The sequence below is a fragment of the Alicyclobacillus tolerans genome (assembly GCF_048984885.1).
Taxonomy (GTDB): domain Bacteria; phylum Bacillota; class Bacilli; order Alicyclobacillales; family Alicyclobacillaceae; genus Alicyclobacillus_I; species Alicyclobacillus_I tolerans.
Map to the genome: position 1 here is coordinate 2,269,361 of NZ_JBMGNK010000002.1, position 18,538 is coordinate 2,287,898.

The window sequence follows — 18,538 nt, forward strand, 5'->3', positions numbered from 1 at the left end:
TCTCCTCTTTCCGCTTCAGTATAACATACGCAAAAAATCATCATTTAGATGAACGACTATTGTCTGATAAAAGTGCTTGCCGCGCTGCTGTTTCCATTTCCAATAATGGTGCAGGAGCACTCAGCCAAAACTGCAAAGACTCCGCCCCTTGACCAGCCAACATAGTTACGCCATCAAGAACTTTGGCTCCTTGCTTCTTGGCGTCCAGCAAAAACTTCGTTTGCAACGGACGATAGACAATATCTTGCACGATTTGTCCAGCATGAAGTCCATCTATCTGTTCGAGTGGGCTTTCATCTATATTGGGCCACATCCCAACAGGCGTAGCATTAATAATCCATTCGTAACTGTCTAAATCTTGATGGCGATTGGCCCACGAAACGAAGTTTACTTCTAAATGACGAGAAAATGGGTGTATCCAGTTTACAGCTTTTCCAGAAGGAGAAGTAATTTGCACACGCGTTCCAGGTGCATATTTCGCTAAAGCTGTTACAATCGCACGCGCAGCACCGCCTGCTCCAAGTAAAAGCACACGTTTCGTTTCCTGTATAGAAAAATCAGACTTTACCGAAGACCACCAACCGTCGACATCCGTGTTATGACCTATCCATTGCATACCATCCCAAAGAAGTGTATTGACTGCTCCAGCCTTTTGAGCAATTTCAGTTCTTTCAGAAACCCTGGCAAAAACACTTTCTTTATGCGGAATGGTAACATTGAGTCCCAAGCATCCTGCAGCCGCCAAACCTTTTAGTGCATCTTCAAGTCGCTCCGGATGAACTGGATACGGAACATAATACGCCTTTATACTCATAGCGGTAAAAGCAGCTGACATCATTTGTGGAGAAACAGAGTGTGCTACTGGATAACCGATGAGGCCAAATAGTCGAGCTGCTGAAGCATATTCTTGATTTTTGTTCAGTGGTCTCTCCCTCGTTTCAACGATCTGTTTCGAATCTCTGCCTTGTTCCTCGTATCTCTTCTTTGTGTTTGAATCCTTTCTGAGCGAAAAGTAGTTTCTGTTGCCGACGTAAAGGTTTTTTGACGATGTAGAGAAAGCTGGCTCCGCCTCTCAATGGGCAATCGGCTAATATCACCAATGAAACGGCGACGAATCGTGAGCGGCACACCTTCCGGCAACCAGAGAGTACCTTCAAAGCGGGATCCAAAAAGAGTAATCCATCCCAGACCAGGCAACACCAGATCAACTCCATGCACATCCAAAACTTGAACATTGGATGAAAGCGCAGAAACTATACGACGTGTAGCCAACTTGTGGGGGAGAAGCGAAGGATAATTCTCCTGACAATCCCGACAAGGAATTTTCAAAATTTCCTGATGCCGATGTTCTTGAATCTCTGGGGCTCTTTCCAACTTGGTACGATGAACGGGCAACTCATTACTGACATAAAACACCACGGACTGCGGCGCACCCGATACAAAATCAAATCGTACTAACCCACCAAGAAAAATCGTCTGAGCTGGCCTTAATTGATAAATTCTGGGCCGCAGTTGCGCACGCGGCACAGCAATCTTCAAACATTTCGGACACAGCCATTCGCTGATTCTTGTTCCTTGCAAAAGTCCTGGCGTATCCATAATTTGTTTTGTATTTCCTTCGATCTCAACTTTTTGGCCTACCATTCGCAAAGTAGTTCCTGGTACACGTGATGTAGTAAATACGGATTCTTCTCTTGAATTTCGAATCAGTCGATTGAGCAAAGTTGATTTGCCTACATTGGCTGTCCCTAAAGCATAAATAATAGATTCTGGGACTCGTGCCAAATGTTCTTTTATCTCTTTCATTCCTTTGCCAGTTTCTGCTGAAACAAAAAAGACGCCGTTCACTTGTACTCCCGTTTTTTCAACTTCTCTGCGAATCCAGTGCTCTAAACGTGCAGGTACTACTTCACGAGGCAAAAGATCGATTTTATTCACAACGAGATCAACCTCGCATGAACGTAAAATATCCGCAGCACCAGGTATCATAGAACCCGACAGATCGAATACATCCAACACATACAAAACTCGTCCAGGAACTTCCCGAATACGCGAAACTTCTTGTCGATAATCGTCTGCCCCCAACTGAACACGAATAAATTCACCGTAATGCCGAAGGCGAAAACAGCGTCGACAAAGTGGATTCTCACGCGTAAAGGCAGATGAAGTAACGTAACCGGGCGCATTTTCATCCTGAATTTGCAATTCTGCCCCACAGCCACTGCATATTTTCATTCATGAAACTCCTTTTTTTGTACAGGTGATGAAAATCGAAATTTTCGGTGTAGCATGTAGAGAATCAGTTTTTCCACTTGACGATTGATCCGTGTTCCCCACCACTCACTTTTAGCTATAGGCAACACGAGAACGGTATAGACGCCAGCTTTTCTACCACCATGAATATCTGTCAGCAACTGATCGCCAACCATCACAGTCTCCTCAGGCGAAGCGGAAAACTTGTTCATAGCTTCATAGTAGGCAGCAGTCTGCGGCTTTCCCGCATCTGCAATGTAAGCCACACCAGCCCGTTTTGCAAATTCCCTCACCCTAGGTCCGCTATTATTTGAGAGAATACAAATCTCAAAACCATGTTTCCGTGCTAACTCAAGCCACTGCATCAATGGTTCTGGAAGATCAGGATGATTCCAAGGCACAAGCGTGTTATCGAGATCAAACAATAAAAGTCGACGCCCATTTTTTCGTAGTTTGTCCAAATTTAATTCATAGACGGACGAAATCCATTCGTCCGGCTTGAAACTTTCTAACAGGAGAAAAACCTCCTTTATGAGAACAGAGTTTATTCGATCCTCGTCTTGCTCCCCCGCATCCGTTCATGCAATTTGGTCAAAGCTCGATGTTCAATTCGAGACACGTACGAACGGGAGATTCCTAATTCTTGTGCAATCTCTCTCTGAGTCCTCTCTTCTCCATACGGCAAACCATAGCGCTTGCAAAGCACTTCACGTTCACGCTCGGGCAAGGTTGGCATTAATTCGAACATTTTTTGTTTCTCCCAAGTGAGATCAACGTGGTCGACCACTGCATCTGGATCTGAGCCAAGCAAATCTGCAATGGTCAATTCATTACCATCTTTGTCTGTTCCGATTGGATCCGAGAGATAAGCATCCTTTCTGTGCCGTTTGACAGAACGTAAATGCATAAGAATCTCATTTTCAATACATCGAGCAGCATACGTGGCTAGTTTGGTTCCTTTACCCGAATGGTAACTTTCCACTGCTTTAATCAAACCAATTGTGCCTATGGAAATAAAATCATCCGCGTCTTCTTGGCGCGTTGTAAATTTTTTTGCGACATGGGCAACCAAACGCAAATTGTGTTCAATTAACAGATTCCTTGCTTCTCCGTCACCATTTTCCATACGCCTAATGAACTCTGCCTCTTGCTCTGCAGAAAGGGGCTGGGGAAATGTATGATTCTTGACATGAGAAACAAACAGTGAGACATCTTTTAAAAGAAATGCCAGCAAAGCAATGACTCCCGGCATATGGTCACCTCCGCATTCGCTCACAGTGCAAGCTTATGCGAAATGGACAATAAACCTGCCTGCTGGCATTGTCCTAACTAGCGTCAAGCTTTTCATGCAATGAATCCTTGTAGACTACTGATGATGCTCCATATACTTCTGATAATTTTCTTGACTTTTTTTCTCGTTAGCTAATTGCTGAGCATATGTGCTAGCAAAATAAGAACCACCTGTACCATTAAATTTTGCGACATAATAATAATAATTGGTATGCGCCGGATGTATGGCAGCCTCAATGGATTCAATACCTGGATTGGCAATAGGACCAGGTGGTAACCCTTTATGAAGATAAGTATTGTAAGGACTAGGTGCATTTTCATCAGTTACCGTAAGCTGCTGTCGATAACCAAGAACATATTCCAGTGTGGCGTCAATTTGCAGAGGCATGCCTCGTTTGAGTCGGTTGTCGATCACGCTGGCTATTAAAGGCTTATCCGATTCCAAATAGGCTTCTTTCTCAATTAATGATGCTTCTGTAATAATCGCTGGCAACGTCTGTCCTTCTTTAATGATTTCTTGATACATGGCAGGTGTAACCACGCGTCCAAACTCCTGCAGCAATTCATTGACAATTTGATGCGCTGGCTCACCTTTATAAAAATCATAAGTATTCGGATACAGATATCCTTCTAAGTGTGTATGAACTTCCGGGTTATTCGGTATATAGCGCACAAACCATTCGGAATATTGACTTGAATTGGCTGCCTGCATGAATGCTTTTGCCGAACATATCCCATCTTCCTGGAGTCGTTCAGCCATCTGGCGAGCCGTAAACCCTTCTGGAAAAGTAACTTTGACTACCTGCAATGTAATTTGGCCTTGTTCCAATAGGGTCAAAATGCGCAAACTCCCCATAGAAGGAGCCAGTGCATATTGTCCTGCTTGAATATTCATATCTCGCTGAAATAGCCGTACATACCAAAGCAAGGCGGAAGCATTGCGAATCAAATGCAATTTTTCAAGTTGCAAGGCAACTTGAGACAGGCTCTCACCCTGTTTCACCTGAAAAAACACTCTTTTCTGCGAGCTTGTCACCGTGACGGGGGCTAATTGTTCACGCATCCAAATATAGCCTGCCAGCAATAAGACGAAAAGCAACAAGAAAATCATCCCCGCACGTCGTCGGTTTTTCTTCATATCCGCCAGTTGCAGTCGGGACGACAGTTTCTTTTTCACTACATACTCTCCTTACCAGAGGTCAGTTCTGGAAGGTTGCAAAACCTTCTACAAAACGTACTAAACGTTTCTTGACCGAAAATCTAGATATTGTTGCAGCAAAAGGGTGGCTGCCAAAGCGTCTACCACCTGGCGACGGCGTTTGCGGCTGATGTTGGCTTCCAACAAGGTCCTTTCAGCCGCTACAGTGGTTAACCGCTCATCGATATAGACGAGCGGGATTGACAGATTCTGTTCTAAAAGGTGGCCAAACTGGCGCACCTTCTTGGTCCATTCACCTTCGCTGCCATTCATATTTCTAGGCAGGCCGAGCACAGCCGTCTCGACCTGCTCAGCATGGACAAGCTGGACAATGGCGGAGATAGCTTCCTTGTCAGTAAGTTTTTGCAATACACTATGAGCTTGGGCAATCAAACCGCTTGGATCAGAGAGCGAAAGTCCAATCCGTTCTGTACCATAATCAATCCCGAGTGCTCTCATCTTGAACCATCTCCGCATACGCGCGCACCAATTCTTCAATCAAGTCATCTCGCTCCATGCGTCGAATAGCGTTGCGAGCGCCAAGATGGCTGGTGATATACGCAGGATCTCCCGAAATTAAATAACCAGATATTTGATATATTGGATTATACCCTTTTTCAATCAACGCTCGATATGCCAACTGAAACGCCGAACGCGCCTCAGCGTTCACCCGTTTGGTGGGGAATCGCATGGTTTCATCCAATTGCCCGTCCACCTACCAACACCTCACTACTCTTTAGCCCGACCAGCCCCCTCGTACTGATCAGCAGCAGGATTTGTCTAAGCAATTCGACTGTTAAGCGCGAATTCCCTTCATCTCCTCAAGGATTGATGATACTTTAGACAATGCGGTACTTATCTTGCTCGCGTTCTTGCCGCCAGCCTGGGCAAAATCAGGACGCCCTCCACCAGAGCCTTCTGTAATTTGAGCTACCGACTTGACAAGCTTACCAGCATGCACTCCCTGAGTTTGCAAATCCTTAGACACCGCTGCAACCCAATGCACTTTATCAGCGCCTTGTGCCGAAGCTAATACAATCACATAGGAATCCATTTTTTCTTTAAGAGAATCCACCATTTGACGCAACGCTTCACCATCGCTATTTTCCACAGCCGCAGCTAACAGAGGTACGCCAGCGACCTGTTTCACCACAGCCAATAAATCTTGCGCCTGATTTTGACTCAATTTTGCTCGAAGCGACTCCAGTTCGCGTTCATCCTTGCGTTTCTCTTCGAGCATGCGCGAAACGCGATCGACCAATTCATGACGTCCTGCTTTTAACAGACTTGCAATATAATCCAATTGATTGGATTGACGTTTAAACTCTTCATAAGCAGCCTTTCCAGTGACTGCCTCGATGCGGCGTACTCCTGAACCAATACCTGATTCATTCAGAATGATAAATTGACCAATAAGTCCTGTCCTTGCCACATGGCAACCACCGCACAGTTCAATACTGTCCAGCGCACTGACAACCCTTACACGCTGACCGTATTTTTCACCAAACAGAGCCATAGCTCCCTTGGCTTTAGCTGCTTCAATATCCATTTCCTCAATATGAACCATACCATCCGCTTGAATATCGCGGTTGACCAAATCTTGAACCATCTCTATTTCTTCAGCTGTCATAGCCCCGAAATGAGAAAAATCAAAGCGCAATCGATCGGGAGCTACTAGGGAACCTGCCTGCGCGACATGCGTTCCCAGCACGCGGCGTAGAGCCTTGTGCAGAAGATGCGTAGCTGTATGGTTTTTGACGGTTTCGCGCCGTCTCTCTTCATCGACCTGGGCAATTGCCAACTGACCTATCTGCAAACTGCCAGTCAACACCCGAACAGTATGCACATGCTGCCCATGCGGAGCTTTAGCTACCGCTACAACTTGTGCAGCGCCTGTAGTAGTGGTAATGGTGCCTTCATCTGCCACCTGGCCGCCGCTTTCAGCATAAAAAGGAGTTACGCTGAGAAAGAGCAATCCTTCCATCCCAGCTTCCAACCGTTCAACACGCCTGCCATTGGCAAGCAAAGCAAAAACTGAACCTTCCGCGCGCAGAGTTTGGTAACCAACAAATTGAGACGCTTCAGTAATTTGTTCGATCTCGGTTCGTTCGCTCTGCATACCCTCTGTTTGCTGACGTGCGTTACGTGCACGCTCGCGCTGTTCCTCTAACAGAGCTTCAAACGCTGCACGGTTGACCGTTATGCCTCGTTCAGCTGCAATTTCTATCGTCAAATCAATTGGAAATCCAAACGTATCGTAGAGCATGAAAGCATCTTCTCCTGGCAGTTCTGTTTCTCCAGAGGTTTCCAGTTGTTTCACTTTATCTGCCAGTAATGCTTCTCCTTCACTGAGTGTTTCAAGAAACCGCTCTTCTTCAGTGCGAATCACACGTATGATGAAGTCGAGCTTATCACGCACTTCAGGATAGTCCTCGCCCATAATGTCAGCTACAACGTTGGCCAATTGGTAAAGAAAAGGACGTTCAACCCCAAGTCTGCGGCCACTACGCACCGCTCGACGCAATAGCCTGCGGATGATGTACGAACGGCCTTCATTACCTGGCAGTACGCCATCAGCTATAGCAAAGGAAACGGTACGTACATGATCGGCAATAATTTTAAAATGCACATCTGCAGCATGATCAGATCCGTAAACACGATTGGCGATTTTACTCGTAGCGTCGAGAAGCGGTTTAAATAAATCCGTTTCAAAATTATTGGGAACTTGCTGCAATACAGATGCTAAGCGCTCCAGACCGCTGCCTGTATCTATATTTTTTTTCGGAAGCGGCGTATAGCTGCCGTCTGATTCCTTGTTGTACTGTGTAAAAACAAGATTCCAAATTTCAAGAAAGCGATCACAATCACATCCAGGCTTACAATCGGGAGAGCCACAGCCAAATTCTTTACCGCGATCGTAAAAAATTTCTGAACAAGGTCCGCATGGGCCTTCGCCGATTTCCCAGAAGTTATCCTCCTCGCCACGATAAATTCGTTCCGTGGGCAGTCCTACAGTTTCATGCCAGACTGAAAAAGCTTCTTCATCTTCGACATGAATAGTGACTGATAATAATTGAGGATCGAGATCTAAATGTTGGGTTAGAAATTCCCAGGCCCATGTGATGGCTTCCGTTTTGAAATAGTCGCCAAAGGAAAAATTTCCGAGCATTTCAAAAAAAGTTTGATGACGTGCTGTTTTTCCGACTTCTTCAATGTCGTTGGTTCGAATGCACTTTTGTGATGAAACAATACGTGGATTTTCTGGTATCTCTCTTCCATCGAAGTAGGGTTTGAGAGGAGCCATACCTGCGTTAATCCAAAGCAGTGTTGGGTCATCATAAGGTACTAAACTGGCGCTTGGCATCACCTGATGGCCGCGCTCCGCAAAAAACTGCTTGTACATTTGGCGAATGGTTTGCCCACTCAACGGCTTCATACAAACACTCCTTTAACCCTTCAATAAAATAGACAAAGCGCCCTTACCCGTCAGGGACGAGAGGCGCTCGCGGTACCACCCTGCTTACAGTGAACAAAATATTGTCTGCTCCACTGTCACTCATACGCGCAATAACGGGCGCACCCGGCGTTTTAACGCGCTTGGAAGTGGCACGATGAAGCGATTTGGGGACGACTTACAGCCAAAAGGACGTCCTCTCTGAACCAAATCTCAAAGCTTCCATCGATTCTTCCGCATCGCTCACCATTTATCATCATTGGATCTAGCGGTTGCCCCAGTAGGACACACAGATAAATCAGATTGGCGAAATTGTAACGAACTTTGGGGAGTACTGTCAATGTTGGGGCCGCAGTTGCATCCAAATGACTTTTCCTACCGCAAGCAACGGTACAGCCGCAATCAGTCCTAACACACCACCGAGTTCGCCGCCAAGAAGCAAAGCAGCCACAATCGACATGGGATGCAAGGAAAGCGTTCTGCCCATGATTTGCGGGGACAAAAAATTGCCTTCACATTGCTGAACAATGACATTGACAAGCAACACTTTGAGCACCATGGGCCAGCCAAGCGGCAGAGCAAGCAAAATCGTCGGTGCAGCACCAATAAACGGACCAATATACGGTATCATATCGGCAATGGCCAAAAACAGTGCCAACATCAGTGCATAGGGCATACCCACAATCAGATAGCCTATATAAGTGAGAATCCCTACTGCAAGCATAACCAGTAACTGACCGCGTATGTAGCGACCCAGCGTTTCATCCACACGCACAAGCAGCTCACGTACTTCCTCACGTTTTTCCTTCGGCCAAAGATTCACAATGGCTCGCCCCATACCCCGCCCGTCTTTAAGCATATAAAAAACGAGAAACGGCACAAGAAAGAGCGAAAATACCGTACTGACCACGCCGCTGACTACCGTAAAGAGACTGCTGAACCAGCTTGCCACACGTGATTCCACCTGATTTAACGCATTTTCCATACCTACTCGCAAAGCATCCGGTAAATACTGCTTTCTCCGCATAATCTCATCAATCCAGCTATTCGCATTGTTCATCATACTGGGCAAATTGTTCATTAATTGATTGGCTTGACGAGTTACAGCTGGTACCGCATGCAACAATGCCACTACAATCAGCATAGTCGCGAACAAATAAATAATTAAAATGGCCATACTTTTGGGAACCCTGCGTCTTGTTAAAAGTCCCACAACAGGTTGCAAAATATAAGTAATAATCAATGCTGCCAGAAATGGAAACAGAACTGCTCGCAAAACCAGCCAAATATCGTTAAAAAACCCACGTAATTGGCCTAATAGATACAGACAAAGCAGAGTGAGCAATACCGCTAATGCTCCTTGCGTATATCGGGACAGGCGAATTTTCAACTGCATACTCCTTCCCATACAGACGAAGCTACTATTCAGTATATGCAACCTTGTCCTGCACTATTTGTACGTAAGAAAGCTCTGCACTATACTAACTGAGTAAGCTATTGGGACAAGCTGGGCGGGTGAATAGAATTGAATTTTCTGGCAGTTGCTGCAGGTGGATTTATTGGCGCTATTCTGCGCTATGGAATCTCTGAATGGATGGGCACCATACACGGTTTCCCAGCAGACGTTTTAATCATTAATTTGGTTGGCAGTTTTTTTCTTGCTTGGTTTTATACATGGACAAGCGGTAAGGTTCATTTCCCTGCGTCAATCCGACTGGGTGTAGGGACAGGCATCGTAGGAGCTTTTACAACATTCTCCACTTTTTGTATTAATTTTTGGTCGCTTTGGACTGCTGATTTATGGCTTGAATCGGTGCTCTATGTGGCGCTCTCTATCTTGCTCGGTACAGCACTTGCTTTTGCTGGTTTTGCTTTAGCAGAATGGCAACAGAAGAAAGGAAGAACAAACGCTTGAACGCTTTATATGTGGGCTTTGGAGGCATCATAGGGGCATTGCTTCGTTACTGGATTGCTACAGTTATGAATGAGAGATGGACCCTGACCTTCCCTTATCCTACACTTTTCATCAATGTAAGCGGCTCATTTTTGCTCGGTTGGTTTACTTCGTCGTTAAACGCCTATTTCCCACAAGCTGGCGATATTCCTATGCTCATACTAGGAGTAGGCATGTGTGGGGCATATACTACATTTTCCACGTTTACATACGAAACACTCGCAATGCTCCGTGAAGAGCGTTATGGAGCAGCAACCCTGTACGTTTTCAGCTCATTGCTCTTTGGACTAGCCGCAGCGGCACTCGGTTTGTACGGAATTGGTCTATCCGGCAGGTAATTCGGAAACAGCATGTTTCCATTCCATCTGAATCAAACAGGCGCCTTTCAGGCGCCTGTTCCATACTCTAGCTCTTCCGCAAGTGCTTCTTCAACAGAGACGAGCGAACCATCCTCCGCGACATCATATACTTTGACTTCTTCACCGGATACATTAAACTCTTTAAAACAATTCCAACAATAAAATTGGCTAGCTCCAATTTTCCCAATATCTCTACAATGACAGTGTGGACATCTCATCCAACAGGTCCCCTTTTCAGAAACTGTCAAATTTACCAACCCGTTTTACCTTATGTACTTCTCAAGATAACCAAGAAATCCGCAAGGCAAACAGAATAAAATCAGAAATTTTAAAAAAGACATACAAACCATGAAAATTGCTATACACGAAATATATATAAAGTAACGATTGATAACCCGATGACTATCATACACTTCTTGGCCACAGGAAGCAATGCAAATTTTGCACTCATAGAAAAATCAACTTGATTTAAAGTGTCCTTGCAACCAATCTTTTAATTTTTCGATTTCAGATTCCGTGTTCATGGCAGACAAACTCCATCGGATGGCGCTTTTTCTAATGTTCTCGGGGTATCCGCAGGCAGATAAAACATGACTTTGCGCTATAACTCCCGCTGTACAAGCTGATCCTGCGGAGGCTGCAAAACCGGCCAAATCCAGTTGCATGAGCATCGTCGAACTGCTTGTACCAGAGAACGCTGTAGATAAAATACTAGGCACAGCATCGTCCGGACTGAGAACTTCACAATCAGGAATTTGTTGGAATACAGAACGCATGAGTCGGTTTAAACGGTATAATTTCTCCTGGCGAATCTCCCATTCTTCGCGAAGCATCTTCACCGCCTCCGCAAAACCAATAATCCCAAGAATATTTTCCGTCCCCGCACGTCTCTTACGTTCTTGCTGCCCACCGCGCAAACTGCTAAAAAAGGGTTGTCCCTTGCGAATATAGAGCGCCCCAATTCCTTTGGGACCGTGAATCTTATGTGCTGAGAAAGCAGCGCTATCTACTCCAAGAGAAGATAGGGATAGACGCAAATTGGGCAACGCTTGGACAGCGTCTGTGTGCAAATGAATATCTGGTCGAATCGACTTGATTCTCTGAACCGCTTCTTCTACCGGCAAGCGGCTGCCTAATTCATTGTTCACCATCATTAAACTGACACAAACTGTTTGTGGGCGTATGGCATCTAAAAGCGCATCTACAGATATTCTACCACCCAAACTGGCCGGCAAAAGTGTTATATCCGCCCCCAACTCTTGTATCAGTTCCAAACTTTCCAGTACCGCATGGTGTTCTATAGCTGTCGTTAGAAAATGAGGTCGATCCGTTCTTTTCCGTCCAGCTAGAAAAGCGCTGAATAATGCCATATGATTGGCTTCCGTTCCTCCGCTTGTAAATACGATTTCCGTAGACTGACAATGAAGCCAATCGGCCAACCGCTCTCTCGCTTCTGTCAGGCGCATTTTCACTTGGCGTCCCATTTGATGAACACTCGAAGGATTACCAGCCAGTGAATCCATAGCTGATTGCATAGCGGCTATAACATGAGGATGCATAGGGGTAGAGGCTGCATTGTCCAAATAAATCATATTTCCGTCTCACTCCATAAGATATCACTATCAATGAGCTTTTATATATAAAACATGTAACCGTGCTCGTCCGATTGCCGGAAAGAAACGAGATCGGCCAAAGAAAGAGAGCCAAGAACTGATTGCAACGCTTGTTCCATTCGCGTCCAAAGCTGCCCCAGCCCATCCTCAATGTCTTTTTCCGCAAACTGTAAAGGTCCTTCCAATAGAGAAAATAAATCCAGAACAGAAATATCGCTAGCGGCTTTGGTCAATTGATAGCCACCATAAGCGCCACGCACACTACGGACAAAGCCAGCATTGCGCAGCGGTAAAATCAGTTGCTCTAAATAGTGTTCGGACAGCCCTTGTCGCTCGGCTACTGATTTTAAGGAAACAGGTTGACCATCATCATGAACGGCCAAATCAACCATCAACATAAGCCCGTAGCGACCCTTGGTAGAAATCTTCACTTTTTGATTCGCCTCGCTATTCTCTGCCGATTTACCTCGAGCAAAAGGTTTATTCAGGATAATAAGTTTTTTTGGACATTCCTTCTGGCCAATAGTTTTGTTCGACGTAGTGACCCGGATAATCGTGCGGATAAAGATAACCTTCTCCCCGCCCAAGCCGTTTCGCCCCTGCATAACTTGTACCACGCAGATGTGTAGGAACTGCTAACGGTATACCTGCTTTCACATCAGCAATTGCGGCTTGAATAGCCCGATAAGCTCTATTGGATTTAGGAGCTTTAGCCAAATGAGCTGTCACCTGCGCTAAGACAATCCGTCCTTCCGGCATCCCAATAGCTTCCAGAGCATGCAATCCTGATACTGCAACAGTAAGCGCAGACGGATCTCCATCCCCAATATCTTCCACAGCTAGTATGATCAATCTCCGTGCAATAAATAGAGGGTCTTCCCCTGCGACAATCATTTTAGCCAACCAAACCATTGCAGCATCCACGTCAGAGCCTCGTACTGACTTGATAAAGGCAGAAATCGTATCGTAATGCTCATCTCCAGCGCGGTCGTAGAGTACGACAGGAGCTTGCATCACAGATAAAATATCCGATTCACGAATCGTTGCGAAACCATCTTCATCCATATGAGCTGAAACGGCTGCCATTTCCAGAGTATTGAGAGCCCGTCTAGCATCGCCGTGGGCGAGTCGAATTAAAATAGATTGCGCTTTTTTGTCCATACGTATCCCCAAACTGCCTAACCCACGTTCTTCATCTTTAAGTGCTTGATCAATCAAATGCTCCATATCTTTCTCTGCCAGCGGCCGTAATTGAAAAAGTAAGGAACGTGAAAGGAGTGCAGCATTAACTGCAAATGCAGGGTTCTCTGTAGTCGCTCCTACCAAAACTAATAAGCCACTCTCAACATGTGGCAGCAAAGCATCCTGCTGGCTTCGATTAAAACGATGGATTTCATCTATGAAGACCAAAGTGCGCTTTTGATAAAGTTCTCGATTTTCTTTAGCTTCCTCGACAATTCGACGAATATCCTGAACACCCGAAGAAACAGCGTTTAATTCAGTAAAAGAAGACCGAGTCGATTTGGCAATCACATGGGCAATGGAGGTTTTTCCTGTTCCAGGGGGTCCATGCAAAATTACCGACATCAATCGATCTGCACGAATCGCTTTTGCTAAAATACCCTCTTTGTTTGTGAGTTCTGGCTGTCCATAAATTTCATCGAGTGAGCGGGGGCGCATGCGATAGGCAAGCGGTGCTTCTCGATTTGCTGAAGAAGCACTGGCCATGGCAAACAAATCATTCATGGAGAAATCGCTCCCAAACAGTTCGTTACGCGTTCAATCACGTCTTCAATATCTTCTTCAAGAACATCTTTATGCGTAACCATACGTATCGTTTGTGCCCCAAATTGAGAAACACGCACGCCGAGAGCAGCTAATTTCCGAATGAGTTCTTCCGCAGAGATAGGAAAATGCTCTTCAACTTGTACCAATACGATATTCGTCTCTACACTTTCCACATCCACACGCAATCCAGGCAAATTCTTCAGACCATTCGCCAATCGCTTTGCATTTTCATGATCAACAGCCAATCTTTCAACCATCGTCTGTAACGCTATCATACCAGGTGCTGCAATGACGCCTGCTTGACGCATACCACCACCAAGCCGTTTCCTCCAAACACGGGCTTCCTCTATAAATTTTGTCGATCCAGCAACGATTGAACCAATGGGGGCAGCCAAACCTTTGGATAGACAAACTTGCACCGTATCGGCATATTGAGCAATCTCCCGTATAGGTATCCCCAGTGCTACAGCGGCGTTAAACAAACGTGCTCCATCCATATGTACGGATATTCCATATCGTTCAGCTACTTTCGCCACACCCTGCAGATGAGCCAGTGGCAAAATCGCTCCACCAGCACGATTATGCGTATTTTCCAAGCAGATTAAGCGTGTTGGCGGTTGATGAATGTCCAGGGGACGAACGGCCGCCTCCACACTTTCCGGAAGCAAAGAACCTCTCGTACCTGGCAATTGGCGCAACTGTGCTCCAGCTATTGCAGCTACAGCCCCAGCTTCATAATAAAAAATGTGAGACTCTGCTTCGGCAATAATTTCTTCACCTCGACCTGCTTGTGCCGCAATAGCAACCTGATTGCCTTGTGTCCCACTGGTCACAAATAAAGCCGCCTCTTTCCCCAGCATCTCCGCAGCCATTTCTTGTAATTGAGTTACCGTTGGATCCTCGCCATAGACATCGTCACCCACTTCTGCGCGCAACATAGCTTCACGCATCTCGTCAGTCGGTTTTGTCACCGTATCGCTGCGCAAATCAATAATGGTTGCCATCACGAACTGAATTCCCCCACTTCTGAAAACAAATTCCTAGTAATTAAGTCAACTTTATACCTTTTCTTAAACTGACGTCAATCTGAAAACTGTAAACAGTAATGAAACATAATATAAAGCGAGACCAAGCGGTCTCGCTGATGGTATCTGTCATCCGCCCCGCAACTGCCGTGTCACCCGAGGTTTTGATCCTGCTCTCGCAGGTGGGTGTCCTGCTCATCCGCATCATGCGTCCTGAACCAGCAGGCAGGCATTACTACGGTAGAGACGCCGAACTCCCGTTTAAAAAAGTGTTGGAACAAAACACAATGGGCATCACGTACACCGCAGGGCAATATCGATTGTGGATTTATGTTAACACGAAGCTGTTGGGCTTGCAACCGATTAACGTAAATTTTAATCTACTTCACAGTTTTACGTAAAGAAATACCAAGTGTTGCTAACTGTTCAGGTGTAGCAGGCGACGGAGCATCCATCATCAAATCAGTGGCACTGGCGGTTTTAGGAAAAGCAATGCAGTCACGCAAGGATTTACCACCTGCCATGAGCATAACCAGTCTGTCTAGGCCAAAGGCGATTCCTCCGTGCGGCGGGGTACCGTATTCAAAAGCATCCAACAAAAAGCCAAACTGTTTTCTCGCTTCATCCTCACTAAATCCTAGTGCCCGAAACATACGTTCTTGCAAATCTCTTTGATAAATACGCATGGATCCAGAAGATAATTCGTAACCGTTCAGCACTAAATCGTAAGCCTGCGCTCGCACGTGCTCAGGATGATTTTCCAAAAGGTGCAAGTCCTCTCGTTTAGGCATGGTGAATGGATGGTGTTCGGCTACGTATCTACCCAGTTCTTCGTCATAACTGAACAGCGGGAAATCCACTACCCAGAGGAAGCAATAAGCTCCCTCATCTATCAACGACAAATCACGGCCAAGCTTAAGACGTAACGCTCCCATTGCTTGACGTACTGTTTTCTCCTTACCAGCTGCAATGAGAACGAGATCGCCCTGCTTAGCTTGAACCGTATCCATGAGCCGGGTCAATTGTTCAGGTGTGACAAACTTTTGAATCGACGATTTGATTCCTTCTGACTGCCAAGCCACGGTAGCCAGCCCACTAAGCCCATAGTCTTTAACAAACTGCGTCAATTCATCCAATTGCTTACGCGAATAAGCAGCACAGCCAGGAACAACCAACGCAGTAACTATCCCGCCATTGTCCAAGGCCTTGTGGAAAGGTTCCAAACTGCTTTCTCGAGCAAACGTTTCAACGTCAACCATAGCCATGGAAAAGCGCAGATCTGGTTTATCCGAGCCATAAAGGCGCATGGCGTCTGCATAAGTAAGTCTTTTCATCGGCAAGGTTAAATTGACACCAAGTACCTTGGCAAAGACATAGGCGAACATCTCTTCCATCATTTTGAGTAAATCGTCCATGGGTAAAAATGAAGTTTCAATATCTAATTGTGTAAATTCCGGTTGTCTGTCGGCACGCAAATCCTCGTCACGGAAACAACGGGCAATTTGATAATAACGTTCATACCCAGCCACCATCAAAAGCTGTTTAAAAATTTGTGGTGACTGTGGAAGAGCATAAAACTCTCCATGTTGCAAACGACTTGGCACAATGTAATCACGCGCACCTTCGGGTGTGCTGCGAGTCAACATAGGCGTCTCAATTTCAAGAAAATCATGTTGGTTTAAAAATTCCCGAAAAGCGCTGAATACATGGTGGCGCAAGCGTAAAGTACGCTGCATCTCAGGCCGGCGCAAATCCAGGTAGCGATACTTAAGGCGAACCTGCTCATCAACTTCAATACCTTCTTGAATATAGAAAGGAGGATTCTTAGCGCGGTTGACCAGTTGTACCTCTTTTACAACAAGTTCAATATGGCCTGTAGCGATTTTAGGATTGATGGTCTGCTTGTCACGCTCTACCAAGCAACCTGTAACCGCAATAACAAATTCATTGCGCAGTGTATCGGCTAACTGCATCATTTCTTCGGGCGTTCCTAAGTCGCGATTGAAAACAAGTTGAAGTGTACCTGTTCGATCACGCAAATCGATAAAAATGACACTTCCTAAATCCCGGCGGCGCGAAACCCAACCCGCTACTTTAACTGTTTGGCCAACAGTTTCTAACAAATCTTCTATAAAATGCGTCCTTTGAGGAAAATCTGTACGTTCTACTGGTGATGATGAAATCATTGGCTTGCCCTCTCCTTTTTCAGGCTGTTGATGATTGTCGCTACAACCTTGTCTGCGGGCACATCCATCTGCTCACCGCTGGCGAGCGATTTCATCCCAACTACACCTTTCGCCACTTCTTGTTCGCCAAGCAACAGAACCCACTGAGCGTGGAGCCGATCTGCTGTTTTCAATTGTGATTTCAAGCTTTTACCGTTGAAGTCTCTTTCCGTTGCAATGCCCTCAGCACGCAAAGCAGCTACAAGCTCGGTAGCAGGCAGGGAGGCAGAAGCATCAGCAACCGCAACGTAGACATCTATCGAATCTGACACAGGCACATATACCTGTTGCTCAACAGCCAATTGAATGACTCTCTCCATACCGCCAGCAAAACCGATTCCAGGTATATCAGGCCCGCCTAGTTCTTTAATCAAACCGTTGTAGCGCCCACCGCCAGCCAATGTACTGCTACCTTCAGTCGTTACTTCCCAAGCTGTGCGTGTATAATAATCAAGACCGCGCACCAATTTTCCATTGAGTTGATATGGGACCGACATAGCCGTCAAATGTTCTTGTACGGTGGTAAAATGCTCTGCACATTCTGCACATAACCGTTCGGCAATACTAGGTACCTGAAGTTCTGTCAATAACCGTTGACAATTTTCGTGTTTACAGTCAAACATGCGCAAAGGATTTTTTTCCATACGACGCTGACAGTCCGAACAAAATTCTTCCTGTCGCGGTAACACCAAGGCCAACATCTCATCACGATGCAGTGGTCGGCAGACAGAACAACCGACAGAATTTAATTCGACTTGCAAATGCTGCAGTCCAAAATCCGCCAGAATACGGTATGACAATTGCACCACTTCCGCGTCCAATTCTGGCGCGTTTGAACCAAGCACTTCACATCCATACTGGTAAAATTGCCTTGTTCTGCCCCCTTGTGGGCGCTCGTAGCGAAACATGGGGCCAAGGTAATACAGCTTGTCCAAATCTACCTTGCCATAACGCTTATTCTCCACATATGCCCGCACTACGCCCGCTGTACCTTCAGGACGCAATGTCAAAGAACGATTACCACGATCGACAAAATTATACATTTCTTTTTCTACGATGTCTGTTGTTTCACCCACGCCGCGAACAAATAACTCGGTATGTTCAAAAATGGGCGTACGAATTTCTGTGTAATGAGCGACATGAAAATGACGACGAACATTTTTTTCAAATGCTTGCCAGAGTTCAATTTCGCCAGGCAGCAAGTCATACGTTCCGCGTGGTTTTTGAATTTGCATGGGTCGGCCTCCTCATTTTGCAATACGAGCCCTGCAGGGAAAAAGACTTCTCACGTATTTTGGATAGGCGAAAAACAACAAAAAGCCTCCCATCGACTGAACACATGGTTCAGGGACGAAAAGGCCTGAAGTTTTCCGCGTTCA

The 18,538-nt window shown here is 45.8% G+C and carries 18 protein-coding genes and 1 other RNA gene; 2 read left to right on the forward strand and 17 right to left on the reverse strand.

Annotation, left to right across the window (positions count from 1 at the left end; all coding sequences use genetic code 11):
* Positions 1-40: 40 nt before the first annotated feature.
* The 9 genes from aroE to ACOJUR_RS11540 form a co-directional block, all read right to left on the reverse strand.
* On the reverse strand, positions 41-946 hold the full coding sequence (gene aroE / locus ACOJUR_RS11500) for a shikimate dehydrogenase (protein ID WP_341350421.1): 906 nt from the start codon (positions 944-946) through the stop codon (positions 41-43).
* Complete coding sequence (yqeH, locus tag ACOJUR_RS11505; RefSeq protein ID WP_072872616.1) at positions 919-2,235, reverse strand: ribosome biogenesis GTPase YqeH; 1,317 nt, start codon at positions 2,233-2,235, stop codon at positions 919-921. Before yqeH ends, aroE begins: the two co-directional genes overlap by 28 nt.
* Entirely contained in the window at positions 2,232-2,801 is a 570-nt protein-coding gene (locus ACOJUR_RS11510) for a YqeG family HAD IIIA-type phosphatase (RefSeq protein WP_083573958.1), read from the reverse strand. The genes yqeH and ACOJUR_RS11510 overlap by 4 nt, the downstream gene beginning before the upstream one ends.
* Positions 2,798-3,505 (reverse strand): RNA polymerase sporulation sigma factor SigK, encoded by a 708-nt coding sequence (gene sigK / locus ACOJUR_RS11515; RefSeq protein ID WP_072872618.1) that lies wholly within the window; start codon positions 3,503-3,505, stop codon positions 2,798-2,800. The genes ACOJUR_RS11510 and sigK overlap by 4 nt, the downstream gene beginning before the upstream one ends.
* A 114-nt stretch (positions 3,506-3,619) precedes the next feature.
* Positions 3,620-4,720 carry an endolytic transglycosylase MltG gene (gene mltG / locus ACOJUR_RS11520; RefSeq protein ID WP_420950048.1) on the reverse strand — a complete coding sequence of 367 codons (1,101 nt, stop codon included), beginning with the start codon at positions 4,718-4,720 and terminating at the stop codon, positions 3,620-3,622.
* 60 nt (positions 4,721-4,780) lie between these two features.
* Entirely contained in the window at positions 4,781-5,200 is a 420-nt protein-coding gene (gene ruvX / locus ACOJUR_RS11525) for a Holliday junction resolvase RuvX (protein ID WP_420950049.1), read from the reverse strand.
* Positions 5,181-5,432 carry an IreB family regulatory phosphoprotein gene (locus ACOJUR_RS11530; protein ID WP_072872751.1) on the reverse strand — a complete coding sequence of 84 codons (252 nt, stop codon included), beginning with the start codon at positions 5,430-5,432 and terminating at the stop codon, positions 5,181-5,183. The genes ruvX and ACOJUR_RS11530 overlap by 20 nt, the downstream gene beginning before the upstream one ends.
* A 105-nt stretch (positions 5,433-5,537) precedes the next feature.
* Positions 5,538-8,177 (reverse strand): alanine--tRNA ligase, encoded by a 2,640-nt coding sequence (gene alaS / locus ACOJUR_RS11535; RefSeq protein ID WP_420950050.1) that lies wholly within the window; start codon positions 8,175-8,177, stop codon positions 5,538-5,540.
* Positions 8,178-8,532: 355 nt separating this feature from the next.
* On the reverse strand, positions 8,533-9,585 hold the full coding sequence (locus ACOJUR_RS11540; protein WP_238413671.1) for an AI-2E family transporter: 1,053 nt from the start codon (positions 9,583-9,585) through the stop codon (positions 8,533-8,535).
* 135 nt (positions 9,586-9,720) lie between these two features.
* Here ACOJUR_RS11540 and ACOJUR_RS11545 point away from each other — a divergent pair, with 135 nt between their 5' ends.
* Positions 9,721-10,110: a fluoride efflux transporter FluC gene (locus tag ACOJUR_RS11545; protein ID WP_072872622.1), complete on the forward strand. Its 390-nt coding sequence runs from the start codon at positions 9,721-9,723 to the stop codon at positions 10,108-10,110.
* Positions 10,107-10,487 carry a fluoride efflux transporter CrcB gene (crcB, locus tag ACOJUR_RS11550; protein ID WP_165611911.1) on the forward strand — a complete coding sequence of 127 codons (381 nt, stop codon included), beginning with the start codon at positions 10,107-10,109 and terminating at the stop codon, positions 10,485-10,487. The genes ACOJUR_RS11545 and crcB overlap by 4 nt, the downstream gene beginning before the upstream one ends.
* 47 nt (positions 10,488-10,534) lie before the next feature.
* On the opposite strand, the gene ACOJUR_RS11555 is transcribed toward crcB, so the two are convergent.
* The 8 genes from ACOJUR_RS11555 to hisS form a co-directional block, all read right to left on the reverse strand.
* A complete protein-coding gene (locus ACOJUR_RS11555) occupies positions 10,535-10,726 on the reverse strand; it encodes a hypothetical protein (RefSeq protein WP_072872624.1) in 192 nt (63 codons plus the stop codon).
* A 240-nt stretch (positions 10,727-10,966) separates the two neighbouring features.
* On the reverse strand, positions 10,967-12,100 hold the full coding sequence (locus tag ACOJUR_RS11560; RefSeq protein ID WP_306952808.1) for a cysteine desulfurase family protein: 1,134 nt from the start codon (positions 12,098-12,100) through the stop codon (positions 10,967-10,969).
* A gap of 41 nt (positions 12,101-12,141) precedes the next feature.
* Positions 12,142-12,552, reverse strand: coding sequence for an RrF2 family transcriptional regulator (locus ACOJUR_RS11565; RefSeq protein ID WP_420950051.1), 411 nt, complete (start codon positions 12,550-12,552; stop codon positions 12,142-12,144).
* Positions 12,553-12,601: 49 nt separating this feature from the next.
* A complete protein-coding gene (locus ACOJUR_RS11570) occupies positions 12,602-13,867 on the reverse strand; it encodes a replication-associated recombination protein A (protein ID WP_420950052.1) in 1,266 nt (421 codons plus the stop codon).
* Complete coding sequence (gene ltaE / locus ACOJUR_RS11575; protein WP_306952927.1) at positions 13,864-14,913, reverse strand: low-specificity L-threonine aldolase; 1,050 nt, start codon at positions 14,911-14,913, stop codon at positions 13,864-13,866. The genes ACOJUR_RS11570 and ltaE overlap by 4 nt, the downstream gene beginning before the upstream one ends.
* Before the next feature lie 152 nt (positions 14,914-15,065).
* Positions 15,066-15,249, reverse strand: a non-coding RNA gene (ssrS, locus tag ACOJUR_RS11580) — 6S RNA.
* 65 nt (positions 15,250-15,314) lie between these two features.
* Complete coding sequence (aspS, locus tag ACOJUR_RS11585; protein ID WP_420950053.1) at positions 15,315-17,120, reverse strand: aspartate--tRNA ligase; 1,806 nt, start codon at positions 17,118-17,120, stop codon at positions 15,315-15,317.
* Complete coding sequence (gene hisS / locus ACOJUR_RS11590) at positions 17,117-18,394, reverse strand: histidine--tRNA ligase (RefSeq protein WP_306952803.1); 1,278 nt, start codon at positions 18,392-18,394, stop codon at positions 17,117-17,119. The genes aspS and hisS overlap by 4 nt, the downstream gene beginning before the upstream one ends.
* Positions 18,395-18,538: the final 144 nt, after the last annotated feature.

Excerpts from the sequence above, each read along its gene's own strand:
- sigK (WP_072872618.1), bottom strand. The coding sequence starts at position 3,505 with ATGCCGGGAGTCATTGCTTTGCTGGCATTTCTTTTAAAAGATGTCTCA.
- aspS (WP_420950053.1), bottom strand. The coding sequence starts at position 17,120 with ATGATTTCATCATCACCAGTAGAACGTACAGATTTTCCTCAAAGGACG.
- alaS (WP_420950050.1), bottom strand. The coding sequence starts at position 8,177 with ATGAAGCCGTTGAGTGGGCAAACCATTCGCCAAATGTACAAGCAGTTT.
- ACOJUR_RS11570 (WP_420950052.1), bottom strand. The coding sequence starts at position 13,867 with ATGAATGATTTGTTTGCCATGGCCAGTGCTTCTTCAGCAAATCGAGAA.
- ruvX (WP_420950049.1), bottom strand. The coding sequence starts at position 5,200 with ATGAGAGCACTCGGGATTGATTATGGTACAGAACGGATTGGACTTTCG.
- yqeH (WP_072872616.1), bottom strand. The coding sequence starts at position 2,235 with ATGAAAATATGCAGTGGCTGTGGGGCAGAATTGCAAATTCAGGATGAA.
- ACOJUR_RS11560 (WP_306952808.1), bottom strand. The coding sequence starts at position 12,100 with ATGATTTATTTGGACAATGCAGCCTCTACCCCTATGCATCCTCATGTT.
- ltaE (WP_306952927.1), bottom strand. The coding sequence starts at position 14,913 with ATGGCAACCATTATTGATTTGCGCAGCGATACGGTGACAAAACCGACT.
- hisS (WP_306952803.1), bottom strand. The coding sequence starts at position 18,394 with ATGCAAATTCAAAAACCACGCGGAACGTATGACTTGCTGCCTGGCGAA.
- ACOJUR_RS11530 (WP_072872751.1), bottom strand. The coding sequence starts at position 5,432 with ATGCGATTCCCCACCAAACGGGTGAACGCTGAGGCGCGTTCGGCGTTT.
- ACOJUR_RS11555 (WP_072872624.1), bottom strand. The coding sequence starts at position 10,726 with ATGAGATGTCCACACTGTCATTGTAGAGATATTGGGAAAATTGGAGCT.